Annotated in this window: 5 protein-coding genes; 3 read left to right on the plus strand and 2 right to left on the minus strand. The window is 64.2% G+C overall.

Annotation, left to right across the window (positions count from 1 at the left end; genetic code table 11):
- Window positions 1–85 precede the first annotated feature (85 nt).
- Together WDM91_23685 and WDM91_23690 are read left to right on the plus strand one after the other, a co-directional pair.
- Entirely contained in the window at window positions 86–10,885 is a 10,800-nt protein-coding gene (locus WDM91_23685; GenBank protein MEI9997617.1) for a hypothetical protein, read from the plus strand.
- A 274-nt stretch (window positions 10,886–11,159) separates the two neighbouring features.
- The gene (locus WDM91_23690) at window positions 11,160–11,426 is read left to right on the plus strand and encodes a hypothetical protein (protein MEI9997618.1); all 267 of its coding nucleotides are present in this window, start codon (window positions 11,160–11,162) and stop codon (window positions 11,424–11,426) included.
- A 105-nt stretch (window positions 11,427–11,531) separates the two neighbouring features.
- Here WDM91_23690 and WDM91_23695 read toward each other — a convergent pair whose 3' ends face one another.
- Together WDM91_23695 and WDM91_23700 are read right to left on the minus strand one after the other, a co-directional pair.
- A complete protein-coding gene (locus WDM91_23695; GenBank protein ID MEI9997619.1) occupies window positions 11,532–11,846 on the minus strand; it encodes a hypothetical protein in 315 nt (104 codons plus the stop codon).
- Window positions 11,843–12,952 (minus strand): IS5 family transposase, encoded by a 1,110-nt coding sequence (locus tag WDM91_23700; protein ID MEI9997620.1) that lies wholly within the window; start codon window positions 12,950–12,952, stop codon window positions 11,843–11,845. The genes WDM91_23695 and WDM91_23700 overlap by 4 nt, the downstream gene beginning before the upstream one ends.
- A 560-nt stretch (window positions 12,953–13,512) precedes the next feature.
- Between WDM91_23700 and WDM91_23705 the strand changes: the two genes are divergently transcribed.
- Window positions 13,513–14,100, plus strand: coding sequence for a hypothetical protein (locus WDM91_23705; protein MEI9997621.1), 588 nt, complete (start codon window positions 13,513–13,515; stop codon window positions 14,098–14,100).
- Window positions 14,101–14,724 lie beyond the last annotated feature (624 nt).

Here is a 14,724-nt window from a genome sequence, read left to right on the forward strand (position 1 = left end):
GTCCTAAACGGAATCCCGCTTCTGCCGATCAGGCTTAATAGGGCGTTCCATGGGTCGGGACGCCCGGTTTGATCGGGGTTGGGCCATGGTTGCGATCGTCACGGGTGCCGGACTGGGTGTGGTGCGGGGGTCGGGCTATGTCCTGGGATCGCGAGGCCAGCTCGGCACCGCGGCCTTCGGAACGACGGGCGAGAACGTCACGATCAATGCCGCGACCGGCAATCTGAGCATCACCCGGACGGACGACATCCTGGACGGCTTCGGCGCCGACGACACCACGACACGTGCCTACAACAGCATGGCGCCCGGCACCGACGACAATGGCGATCACTGGATGATCGGCAATGGCCGGATGATCACCCATCTGACCGGCACGGTGAACACCGCGGGCAGCACCGTGACCCGGATCGACTGGGACGGTTCGGACACACTCTATACGTATGACGCGACGCGCGCCTGTTACGTGAGCAAGCAGGGCAGCGGCGCCTATGACACGCTGGCCTATACGGCGTCCCCCGCCAAATGGACCTGGACCGACGGCGACACGCAGCTGGTCGAGACCTACACGGTCGCGGTCAATCCCAACGACGCCACCGACGCCTATTGGGCGGTGCTGACCAGCAGCCGCACGATCAACGGCACGGGCAATACCTATGGCTGGACCGGCAACAAGCTGACGACCTTCTCGGCGGGCAGCGGCGAGTGGATGCACTTCAACTATACCGGCAACAACCTGACCTCGATGTCGCAGGGCCTGACGGGCGGCGTCACGGTGACGAACGTCTACTACACCTATGACGGATCGAACCGGCTGGTCACCGTGACGACGGACCTGTCGCCGACCGACAACGCGATCGCGGACGGCAATGTCGTCGCGATCAGCTACACCTATGACGGCAGCAGCGACCGGGTGGCCTCGATCACGCAATGGGCCGGCCCTGCGGTCACCGGGACGGTCAGCGGCCTGCTGGCGATCGGCTATGACGGAAGCGGCCGGGTCGCGAGCTACACCCAGACGCTCGCGACGGGCGTGACGGCCACGACGACGCTGAGCTACGACGCGGTCAACCACGCGACGACGATCACCGATCCGCGCGGCAACGCGACGAAGATGACCTATGACGCCAGCGGTCAGCTCACCCGTGTCGATTATCCGGGCGGCGCGGAATACGTCACCTTCACCTACGACACGGACGGCAATGTCCTGACGGCGACGGACGGCCTGGGCAACGTCACGACCTATGCCTATGACGCCAACGGGAACATGACGTTGAAGCGCGATGCGACCGGCTTCACGACGATATGGACCTACAGCGCCACCGATCAGGTGTTGACCGAGAGCGTCTATGCGGGCCGCGACACCGATGGGGCCGGTCCGAACCAGCCGACCCTGCCGTCGACGACGCGCTACGTCTATGACAGCTACGGCAATCTGCACTACGCCGTGAGCGGCCAGGGCGAGGTCAAGGAATATCGCTGGAACCCCTCCTACAACTTCCTGATGGGCACGAACGTCTACCGCGACCAGGTCTACGACGTCAGCGCGCTGGCCGCCAACGTCTCGATCGCGGAAAGCGCCCTCATCAGCTGGACGGCCGGTCTTCCGGACAAGACGACGGTGGATCGTGTCGACTACCAGACCGACTTCCGCGGCAATGTCTGGACCGAGCGGGCCTTCACCACGAACGCCGCGGACGGCACGGGCTCGACCGGCAAGCCCTGGGAGGGCACGACCTGCACCTTCGACCAATATGGCAACCTGCTGAGCCGGCAGGTCTACGGCAAGACGGCCGAGACCTTCGTCTATGACGGGCTGAACCGGATGACGTCGTCCGTCGATCTCCTGGGGCAGACGACCACCTACGCCTTCAACGACGCGGCCGGCACGACGACGGTGACGCTGGCCAACGGGCTCCAGACGACGTCGACCTACAACATGGCCGGCTGGCTGATCAGCACCCAGCAGACCGCGACGGGGATGACGTCCTCGACGGTCGGCTATGCCTACGACGCGGACGGCAATCTGCGGATGGTGACCGACGCGCTGGGCAACAAGAGCTATTTCCTCTACGACGCGCTCGGCCGCAAGGTGGCCGACATCGCCGCCGACGGTTCGATCGTCGAGTATCGCTACAACGCGGCTGACCTGCTGACGACGACGATTCGCTACGCGACCCGGCTGACGTCGGGGGCGCTCGCCTCGCTGGTGGACGGCAGCGGCAAGCCGGCGACGGTGACGCTGGCCTCCATCCTGCCTGCGGCCAGCGCCGCCGACGGCTGGGAGTGGCGGGTCTACGACGCCAGCGACCGGATGATCGAGACGATCGATTCGGACGGTGACGCTACGGTGTATGGCCTCGACGGCCTCGGCAACATCGCCGGTCAATCGAGCTTCGCCAATGCGATTTCGGCTGTCACCATCGCAGGTGACAAGCTCGCGCCGCCCACTGCGATCCAGAGCCCGACCTCGGACGCGACCCGGGACAACACCGTCCGCGCCTGGTTCGACAATGACGGCCGCGAGATCGGTACCCTCGACCCCGACGGCTATCTCACGCAGTATTTTTACAATGGTGCCGGCGAGACGATCGAGACGATCCGCTATGCCGATCCGGCGGTCTACAATGCGAGCTTCGCGACGGTGCTGGCTTCGGTCGTGCCGGACGGCACCAAAGACATCAATACACGCTACTTCTACGACAATCGCGGCGAGCTCAAATACACGCTCGACACGAACCTGATGCCGACCGAATACGACTACGACAATTACGGCAACCTGATCGCGACCTACACCTATGGCGCCGCGATCAACACGACGGCGACCTATAGCGCGGCTTACATCGCGGCGCAGATCACCTCGCTGGGCCTGATGACGAATGCCAAGACGCAGGGCAGCTGGGAGATCTACGACGCGGCAAACCGGCTGATCGAGACGATCGATGCCGCCGGCGACGTCACGGTGTTCACCTACGACGCCGTGTCGAACCTGATTTCGACGCAGGTCTATTACAACAAGCTGTCGAGCGGCGCGCTGTCGGGCTTCAAGACCACGCCGCCCACGACGCTCCAGCTGCCGACCGCGGATTCTCGCGATCAGCTGACGCGGAATTTCTACGACCCCGCCGGCCGTCTGATCGGCACGCTCGACGCCGACGGCTATCTGACGGCCTATCTGTACAACGCCGCCGGCCAGAAGACCGACGTCGTCGTCTATAGCGATCCGGCGGTGTGGAATGCGAGCTTCGCGACCACGCTCGCCAGCGCGACGCCGTCCGCGACGAACGACGTCCACACGCGCTACTTCTACGACGCGGATGGGCGGCTGCAATACACGCTCGACAGCAAGCTGGTCCCCACGGAATACGTCTATGACGCACAGGGCAACCTGGTGCATGTGACGCAGTATGACGGCGCGATCGCGTCGACCGCGACCTATACCAACGCCTATATCGCGGGGCGGATCGTCACGCAGAGCCTGGCGACCCAGCCCGGCACGCGTACGACTTGGAACGTCTACGATCCGGTGGGCCGTCTGGCCTACACGATCGACGCGGCGGGAGACGTCACGTCCAACACCTATGATGCGATCGGACATCTCATCAAGCAGGTCCGCTTCGCGACGGCGCGGACGACGACCTCCGATCCTTCCCAGGGCACGATGGACACCTGGGTCGGCACCAACGCCAACGCCGCCGATCGCACGACGCGGTTCTTCTACGATGCCGCGGGCCAGCTGGCCTACGAGGTCGACGCGCTCGGATATGTGACGCGGCACACTTACGACTTCGCCGGCCGCGTCGTGAGCGACGTGCGCTATGCCGACAGCTATGCCGGCTCGATCAGCGACGCGACCACCAATATGGCGACGGTGCTGCCGGGCTCTCTTCCGGGCACGGCGGTCCAGACCAACTATTCCTACGACCCGCTCGGCCGGCTCACCGACAGCTTCGACGGCCAGGGCTACGACACGCACTATGTCTACGACGCGCTGGGCCGCGTGACGAGCAAGACGGTCGCTTATGGCACCGCCGACGCGGCGACCACGAACTACACCTACGACATCCTGGGCCGGCTGACCGGCACGACCGATCCCGCAGGCGGCGTCAGCAGCTGCACCTATGACGGCCAGGGCAACGTCCTGACCGAGACCGACGCGAACGGCAACGTCACGAGCTATACGCGCGACGCGCTGGGGCAGGTCACCACGGCGACGACCGCGACCGCCGTCACGCACTATCAATACGACGCCTTCGGCAATGTCGTCATGGCCACCGACGGCCTGGGCAACAAGTCGTACAGCTTCTACGACAACATGGATCGCCTGGTCGCGACCCTCGACGAGGAAGGCTACGCCACCCAGATCACCTACGACTCGTTCGGCGATGCGGTCTCCAGGATCAGCTACGCGACGAAGGTCACCGCGACCATCACGCCGGGCGTGCTGCCGAGCTTCACGACCAATGCCGCGGACATCACCACCTACAGCTTCTACGACAGGCTGGGCCGCAGCGTGCTCGCGGTCGACGGCGAGCAATACGCCACCCAAACCAGCTACACCGCGTTCGGCGAGGTCGACTGGGTCGACCACTACGGCACCAAGCTCAGCGGCACGATCACGCCCGGCACCTTGCCGGTGCCGGTGCCCAGCCTGCCGATCGACGAGAAGACGGACTTCACCTACGACAAGCTGGGCCGCGATACCCAGACCCAGGACGCGGAGAGCCATTCCGATTATTACGTCTACGACGCTTTCGGCAACCAGACCCAGACGACCAACCGCCTTGGCGGCGTCACCAACCGGGTCTACGACAAGCGCGGCCTGCTGACCTCCGAGACCCTGCAGACCGAGGCGGCGGTCGATTCCACCGGCACCACCGTCGCGACCTCGGTGACGAACAGCTACACCTATGACGGCCGCGGCAACCGGATCACGATGGTCGAGGCCTCGAACATCGCGGCCGAGCAGCGCACCACGACCTACACCTACGACCTGGCGGACCGCCTCACCAAGACGCAGGGCACCGCGGTCGACGTCTACAGCTACACGACGAACTGGGCCGATACGGGCAATGTCGCGTCCTATACGAGCTACAAATACGACGCGAACGGCAACGTCATCGAGCAGGACGATGCCAGCGGCGCGCGCACGCTGTTCTATTACGACAGCGCCAACCGCCGGATCGCGCAGCTCGGCGCGCTCGGCACGCTGTCGACCTGGAGCTACGACGCGAACGGCAACCTGACCGGCGAGCGGGTCTATGGCGACACCTTCACGCTGCCCGCCCTGCCGGGCGGCGCGGCGCCCACCACCGCCTCGACCAATTACCGCGAGACGCTCTACGGCTATTACAAGAACAACCTGCTCAAGACGACCACCGTCGCCAGCGTGCTGACCTGGCAGAACGGCCAGGTCGGATCGCCGATCACCGCCAGCGTCGTCGTCACGAACGCCTATGATGCGTTCGGCAACCTGATCATGCAGACCGATGGGCGCAGCAACAATTCCTGGTTCTTCTACGACAAGCGCGGCTACAAGACCGCCCAGGTCGATCAGGCGCATTTCCTCACGACCTATGCGCTGAACGCCGACGGCAATGTCCTGACCGAGCGGCGCTATTTCCTGGCGGTGACGGCGCCGTCGAGCAGCCCGCCCGCCACCACCGCGCCGGCCGGCAGCAACAACGCCGCCGACCGCATCACGAACTTCGTCTATGACCGGATGGGGCGGCGGACCTCGGAGGAGCGGCTCAACGTCGAGGTCTCGACGATCGACGCGTCGACCCTGGCGCGCACCACCACGACCACCAGCTCGATCGTCTATTACACCTACAATGCGCTGGGCGAAGTGACCCAGAAGACCGAGGCGGACAACGTCTCGGGCGTCTATGCGGACTACACGACCTACACCTACGACGCCTATGGCCGGCAGACCGCGATCACCGCCGCGCCGTTCGTGGATTCGACGGGCACCTCGGTCACGCCCACGACGCAGATGTACTACGACGGCCTGAACAACCTCACCCGCTCGGTGCAGAACGGCAGCCGCGTCACGAAATACACCTACGACCATGCCGGGCGCCAGAGCACGATGACCGACGCGTCGGGCTTCACCCGCACCTATCACTACGACGTCGACGGCCGCATGCTGGTGAGCCAGTATGCCCGTGCCGCGTGGGACGGCAGCAGCACGACCGAAGCCGACCTCTTCCACTACGACGCGCTGGGGCGCCTCGATTTCCAGGAGAAGGGCACGCTGAGCGGCGGCGCCTGGGTGACGACCGGCAGCGACAAGCAGACGCTGCAATACAATGCCTGGGGCGAGGTCGTCGGCAAGGGCGTCAACGGCCTGACGCAGGAGAGCTTCACCTACGACAATGCCGGCCGCGTCACCCGATCCACCGCAGGCGACGGCACGGTCAAGTTCTATCTCTATGACGGCAATGGCGACCAGACCGCGCTGATCACCTCCGACGGCACCGCGCTGGCGGGCGGCTATAGCTGGTCGACCATCACCCAGGCGCAGGTGCTCTCGCTGCTCACCAGCGCCGGCACCGCCAATATCGGATCGGTGAACGTCGCCGGCATGGTGCTGACCTTCACGACCTATGACGCGCGCGACATGGCGCTCTCGACCGTCGCGCCGTTCCGCAAGCTCAGCGCCGCCGGCGCCGCCGTCACCATCACCCAGAGCCAGACCTACAACGCCTTCGGCGAGATCTGGACCCAGACCGACGCCAACGGCCATGTCACGACCTACACCTACAACACCATGGGCAAGGTTATCGCGACGGCGCTGCCCGCCGTCACCTGGACCGACGAGACCGGCCTGGTGCACAGCGCCGCGTCGCCCACCACCCACGCCTATTACGACGCCTCGGGCCGCGTCGTGGCGACGGTCGACGCCAACGGCAATGAGAGCACGCGCCTGCTGCTCTCGGGCACCGGCCACAACGGCGACGACGCGCTGACGGTCAAGGAGCACGATCCCGACGCCAGCGTGTGGATCTCCAGCTACGACGTCAACCGCGACCTCAAGGCCAAATCCACCAATGGCGTCGACTCCAGCGGCAGCGAGACCTTCGCCTACGACGCGATGGACCGGCTGATCGAGGACGACCATCCGACCCGCGCCGCGAACTCCGTCGGCAACGGCGCCGCCGCGGGCTCGAGCCAGCAGCTGGTCGACAAATACAGCTATGACGGCCTCGGCCAGCGCATCAAGCACGAAGCCGACAGCCTCACCAAGGTGATCGCCACCGGCGTCACCACCACCGCCGCCGTCACCGACACCACCGAGTACGACCTGCAGGGCCGCGTCAAGAAGACGACCGATGCCGGCGGCCATGTCACGACCTATGGCTATTCCTGGAGCGCCGCCATCGCCACCACGGGCCTGGGCACCTTCGGCGGCTGGACCAAGACGACGGTGAACGTCGCGGGCCTGACCGAGACCGAGAGCCTCGATTACTTCGGCCGCACGGTCGCCAAGACCGACTTCGGCGGCAACAGCTTCGCGTCGAGCTTCGACCTTGCGGGCCGTCTGGCGGCGGAGGGTGGCGACGGGGCGAGCTACACCTATTACAACACCGGCCAGGTCGCGACGGAGACCTCGGCGTCGGCCTACTCGTTCGAGGACGTGGCGGGGACGGGCGGCGATCCGGGCTACCGGGTCTACTACACCGACTGGACGGGCGAGAGCTTCGCCTATGACGCGAACGGCAACCGGACGCGCGAGACCACGACCGGCTATCACAACGTCGACAACGACAGCGGCGAGGCCGGCCTGCCCAAATACCAGCCCGGGCTGCGGACCACGACGGCGGAGGACGCGACCGTCACCTGGGACGCGCTGAACCGGATGACGAATTTCAGCGACACCGGCGCCAATCTCGCGCTGCCGCCCACGACCATCGCCTGGGAATACGACCTCAATAGCAACATCCGCTACATGACCGCGAGCTACCAGGCGGCGGACGGCTCGGGCACCACGGCGCAGACCTATTGGTACAAATACGATGCGATGAACCGCTTCGTGACGACCAAGGGCACGCTCACCGGCGCGCGGGGCTCGGGCAGCATCACGGTGGGGACCGGCTCGGTGATCACCTATGACGCGGCGGGGCACCGCGCGACGGTGACGGATGCGAGCTCGGCGGAGGTCTACAGCTACACCGCGGACGGCTATCTGGCGCAGGTGACCATCGGCGGGGTGCTGCGCGCCAAATACGCGCTCGACGCGACGGGCCGGGCGCTGGCCTATAGCGAGTACAACGCGGCGGGGACCAGCGTGGTCTACAGCCGCACCGCGGTCTACGACGCGGTCTCGAACGTCACCAGCGACAGCGTGACGACGGTGCGGACCGACGGCACCTATGTCGCGGCCTCGACCTACAGCTACGGCACGCCGGTGTACCACGCGGGGACCTTCTCCTACAGCTTCGACGGCGCCTATCAGGGCGTGGTCAGCCAGATCGTCACCACCAACACCAAGAACGGCAGCGCCCAGCCGACCTCGGAGGCCGACTACTTCTACGACTGGCGCGACAGCGCGGTGGAAGGCACCGAGAGCTACACCGCCAATACCGCGGTCTCGGCGCCGGTGGCGAACTACAGCGGCTACAATTACGGCCTGGGCGGAAGGCTGCAGAGCGTCGTGATCGACGACGGCCATCCGCGCACCATCACCTTCGGCACCAACATCGAGGGCCAGATCCTCAGCCGCGCCGAGAACGACAACGTCAGCGGCACGGTCGACCAGTATGAGCGCCACTTCTACTTCGACGGCATGGCGCTGGGCGACGTCTCGAACAACGGCACCTCCGACACCGACTACGCCGCCTCGATCGCGGCCCATATCGCGGTGCCGGGCAGCGGCAATCTGCGCGGCGGCGCCACCGTCGCGATGCCCTACGCCGACTTCGACCAGAGCTACGACCCGGTCAACGGCATCACCTATGCCGGGGCGCCGTCGCACTACACCGCGCAGGACGGCGACACGCTGGCCGGCATCGCCGCGATGGTCTGGGGCGACGCCAGCCTGTGGTACCTGATCGCCGACGCCAACGGCCTGAGCTCGCCGAGCGACAGCCTCACCGCCGGCACCGACCTCATCCTGCCCAACAAGGTGGTCAACCTCCACAACAACGCCAGCACCTTCAAGGTCTACGACCCCAACGAAGCGATCGGCGACACCGCGCCGACCGTGCCCAAGCAGCCCAAGCACGACAATGGCTGCGGCGTGCTCGGGCAAATCCTGCTCGCGGTCATCGCGATTGCGGTGACCGTCGTGACGGCGGGTGCCGCGGTCGCGGCACTCGGGCCGGTCGGCATGACGCTTGGCGAAGGGATCGGCGCGTTCTTCGGCGTTGCCGGCGCCGCAGCCACGACCATAGGCACTGCGGGGTTCGTCGCCATCGGCGCAGGCGCAGCGGCGCTCGGCAGCATCGTCAGCCAGGGCGTCGGATTGGCCACCGGCATCCAGGACAGCTTCAACTGGGGCGCGGTCGGCCTCGCGGCGATCGGCGGCGGGATCAGCGGCGGCCTCGGCGCGAATGGCGGATTGCTGGGAGAAGGCGGCATCCTGGGTTCGACAGGCGATTACATCGCCGACGCGGCCCTGCAAGGCGCCGCGGTCAGCGCGGCCACGCAGGGGATCGGCGTCGCGACCGGTCTGCAGAACAGCTTCGACTGGACCGGCGTTGTGGCGGCGGGCATCGGGGCGGCAGCAGGCACTTATGTCGGCCACCTCCTCACCAATAGCTTCTCCACCGGCGGCAGCCTGAATCTCGGCGGCGCCGCCGCGAACCTCTCCGCCACACGCTTCCTGTCCGGCATGGCCGCCGACATTGCCAATGCCGCGACGCGCACGCTGATCAATGGTTCGGACTTCGGCGACAACATCATCGCCGCGCTCCCCGACACCATCGGGCAAACCATCGGCAACCTCGTGGCGGGCGGAATACAGGGATCGGGGCAACCTGCATCCACCGATCCGCTGCCCGGAGAGTCCGATGGCGACTACCTCAACCGGATGGCCGAGCTTCACGCGGCCACGGCCGGAGACATCTCGGGAGACGTGCAGTTCGCCGGTCCTGGCGCGGCGCCACCGAAGCAGGATGAAGGGTTCTTCGGCTGGCTCGGTGATGAAATATCGTCGGGATGGCATGCGCTCGTGCAAGGCGGCGAGACACTCATCAACGATGTCACGGAGGCCGTTGGCATCGGCGATGTGTTCACGCCGGCATCATCGGGCAATGGCACATCGCCGACACCAGGCGTGGAAACCGTGACGGTCACGGCGCCGAAATATAATCCGAACGAGGTTCATCTCTGGAGCTTCTCCGAGTTCATGAACATCGTCACTCGGCCCGCCAACTATGATCGTCCGTACTCCGCAGTCGGAGGCCCGCCCAACTCGCACAACTCCGTGGCTTACTTCTATCCGGACGGACGAATGGAAGTCCGCACGGGCGGTACGCTGGCCTGGAGAGACAACAATCCGGGCAATCTACGTCACGCGCCCGACGCAATAGGGACAAACTCGGTGTATTCCGCTGCGGCAGCAAACCATGTCGCACCGATGGCGATCTTCCCCGATGTTCAGGCGGGTTTGGATGCGCAGGAGCACCTGTTATTTGGGCCATCCTATCGCAATTTGTCGATCGCTGATGCGATGACAAAATACGCACCTCCCACCGACAGCAATCCCACGGACGTCATGATAGCTAAGCTGTCGGCAGCAGCGGGGGTCCCCAGCACCACCATTATGAGCGCCTTAACGCCCGATCAGAGGATGGCGTTCATGGCGCAAGAGCAAGCTATCGAGCAGAGCAGACCCGGAACCGTCGAGATCTTTTACTGGGGCCTGCCAGACCCGAAATACTGAGATGCAGAGGTCACAAATGTCGTTGCGATCTATCCGTTTAGCTGGACGAAACGCTCTGCTCTGGCGGGTTTTGCTGTCTCTCCTGGTGATTGGTTCGCCCGGAATCTGCAACAGCGCCGCGGTCGCGAAGCCCGCGCATTGGTGCGGAGCGAGGTTCCATACGTCCAGCCCGGCTACTATCTTTGGGACGCTTCGCAAACGTAGCGACTTTGGTCCTCCCAACTTCGGAGAGCACCCGCAGACAGATCAAAAGGTGACTGTGTGGATCGTGCATTTGGATTTTGCGATCCCTGTCGAAGTGAACAGAGAGCTTAAAATGACTCCGAAGGTCGTGCTCGCTGACGAAATCCAGATCAGCTTCTCCGGTAAAGTGGAGCCGTTATTGCCTAGATACCGCAATCGTCATGTACGCGTATCGGGAACGTTATGGACGCAGGTTAACTGGCAAGATTTTACACCTGTTGTCATTGCTCCGGACACCATCCGCATTGCTGGAAAGAGCGATTGTCGCGGGGAGGAAGCCGCAGGAGTACGCGAGTGATCCCAATCTAACGGCTCATGAATTGCATCGCGATCAGCACGGTCTCGACGTGTCGGCCGCACGATTTTTGTGCGTTGGGGGCATCGTGATCGTGAACGCAACGCTCTAGCAGGCTGTTGAAGAAGTCTTTTGCCGACGGGCGATGAAGGGGATGTCGTCGCCGTTTTGGAGGGAGATTTCGCCTTCGAGGGAGTCGTCGGTTTTGATCTCGGCCCATCCCTCGCCGGAAGCTTCGTCCATTTCGTCGTTTCCTGACCATTCGAACTCGATGGCATCGCTTGCGCAGGCGCCCTGGAAGGAACCGGTGAGGCAATCCAGGGCGAACTCGCCCCCATCCTTATCGAACAGGATGTAGGAGCCCGGCCCGGCCATGTCATATCCCGGCGTCTCGACGACGCGCCATTTGCCCTTCAGCGTCATGCCGGCACCGCCAGGAGTTTGGGCAGGCGGATGAGGTTGTAGGCGGACAAGGCCATGACGAAGGTGGCATTGACACGCGCCAGCCCACGGACCTTGACCTTGGCCAAGCCGGCCGATGCCTTGATCCAACCGAACACCTCTTCGATGCGCTTGCGGCAGACTTGGCTCACGGCATAACCGCAATGGCGCAGCGTCCGGTTGTCGATGGCCGTCTTGCGCGGCTTGCCGGTCTTGCTCAAATGCCCATCGATGGCGACGTGCGGCGTGATCGCGCGCGCCCTAAGCGCCTCGACGAAGGCCTCCACGTCATAGGCCTTGTCGGCGCCTAGCGTGATCCGCCGTCGTCGCCGGGGACGATGGCGATCCACCAGCGTCAGCGCTTGGTCCCGTTCGGCCATGCCGTTGGCTTGGCTCGCCTGGCCTAAGACCGCCAGGCCGTGGCGGTTCTCCATCAGCGCATGCCCCATGTAGCAGAGCTTGGCCGGCTGGCCATCGCCCTTCTTGTAGAGCTTGGCCTCAGGATCGGTCGTGCTCTCATGGGTCTCGTTGGAGCGTTTCTCCTTGTGGAAGCTGCGCTCGGCGTTGCGGCCCGGACCATCCTGGTCGTTGTCGGCGCCGTCCTTCCTGCGGAAGCTCTTGAGCGAAGCCCACGCCTCGATCAGCGTCCCATCCACCGAGAAGTGCTCGCTCGACAGAAGCCGCTTCACTCGAGGCTGAGCCAGGATCGCGTTCAGGAACTTGGCCGCGATGTCACCTTGAAGCAGCCGATCCCGGTTCTTCGAGAACACCGAGTGGTCCCATGCCGGATCATCCACCCCAAGCCCGACGAACCAGCGGAACAGAAGGTCAAACTCTATCCGTTCCATCAGCAGCCGCTCCGAGCGCACACCGTAGAACGCCTGCAACAGCGTCGCCCGCAACAGCTTCTCCGGCGCGATCGAGGGACGGCCAAAGTCCGTGTAGAGCTCGTCGAAGTCCTTCGACAGATCCATCAACGCCGCGTTCGCAATTTCCCGGATCACCCGCAGAGGATGGTCATGGCGAACCCGGGACTCCAAATCCACGTAACTGAACAGCGCCCCGGACCGCTCGTCGCTTCCACGCATCGTCCATCCCTCGGCCGACCCGCCCAAAGGGAATCACGATCCCAAACGCGCCGCCAGAGACTTCTTCAACAGCCTGCTAGGAGGTTGGCAGATGTATCGTATTGGCCGTGCGCTTTGGCTATGCGCAGCGTTCGTTATCGCCAGCCCAGTTGCGTCACTGGGAGCAGAGAGTTACGAGCAATCAATCGCCCCATTTAACAGGGCGCTAGCGCGGATTTGCCCGGCAAAGCACCTTGAAAATCTGAGTCCTGGCTTTCTCGATGTTGTAATCCAAGATTATCTCCGACAACTGCCGGCGCGCGAGGAAGATCGCATTCAACGTGCTGCGCAGCCGATGTGTGTTGAAAGCCACGCGGGGGTATCTTGCGCAAATATTGGTTACATCCGGGCGGCCAGAAAGCTTCAGTTTACGACTCGGCTCGCTAAGGCTGCATGTGAATCTGGATATGTTTGCAGCACAAAATTTGCTGATTGCATGAGCGTCAAGAAATAATTTGGTGCGAAAAATAGCGGTGCGCACGCTCCAGGAACGCTGGGACAGATGCTTCGAGACGCTCTCGATGAGCGCGCCGGAAGGCACGTTTGAATCGCTCGTGGAGCGCTACGGCGAGCCGCACCGGGCCTATCACACGCTGCAACATATCGGGGAATGCTTCGCACAATTTGACCGCGTTCACGACGCGCGCGCGCCGGGTGAAGTGGGGTTGGCGTTGTGGTTCCACGACGCGATCTACGATCCGCGCGCGTCCGATAATGAGGCGCGCAGCGCGCAATGGGCGCGCGCCGTGCTCGTTGAATCCGGCGCGCCGGCGACAACAATTGAAGCGGTTGAGCGCCTGATATTGATGACACAGCACGACGCCACGCCGCAGGACCATGACGCGCAGATCGTCGTCGATATCGATCTGTCGATCCTCGGCGCCGACGAGAATCGATTCCAGGAATACGAGGTTCAGGTGCGCCGTGAATATCAGTGGGTGGAAGAAAATGCGTTCCGACGCGGGCGAACCGATGTGCTGCAAGCCTTCTTGAATCGTCCGTTCATCTACAGCACGGCCGACTTCCGCGCGCGCCTGGAGGCGAGCGCCAGGAGCAATCTGACACGCTCGATCGCAGCTCTCTCCGGCGACTCCACGACAAGAAATTGAGCGCAGATCGACGCTGAACCGACGCATCGGTCGCACGATTTTGCGTGTTCGAGAGATCGAATCCGGTGCGGATTTTGCGCGTTGGACGACGTGAATCCGGCACTGAATCGACGCTCCGGCGACGCGATTTTGCGCGTGATTTTTGCGCGCGGGCGGTGCTGCCGGCGGCGGCGATCGCAGCCGTGAGGAGAAGGTGATCGCAGGAGGTGGTGCGTGGGGGGGGGTGGAACTTTTGGAGGGCAAGATAAAAGGACCGCCACACGAATGTGGCTAAGTGGTTGTCTGCACATCATTTTTTATGGCACCAACGGCCTCGCCGATGGTGCCATCGTGGGCTGGCTGGCACGTAAGCGATTGATTTTATTAGCCGCGCGTGGGTGGCAGGCTGGCGGCAACGTGGTGCCGGAATGCATTTAAGCCGCTGAATCATTGATGTTTTGGATGGTGCCGCCGAATGGTGCCATGCGAGGGCCAGACCGGGTCCGCACCGTCAAGCCCGCGCGGCTGCGCCGCGCCCTTCGGCTCCGCTTCGCTGGCGCTGCGCTCCGGGGCATTGACGGCACGGCCCCGGCCTGGCTTTGGGCTTGGAAGCGCTTCGCGCGGATCAGCAGCGCGGGCGCTGCT

The organism is Rhizomicrobium sp. (genome assembly GCA_037200385.1).
Classification (GTDB): Bacteria; Pseudomonadota; Alphaproteobacteria; order Micropepsales; family Micropepsaceae; genus Rhizomicrobium.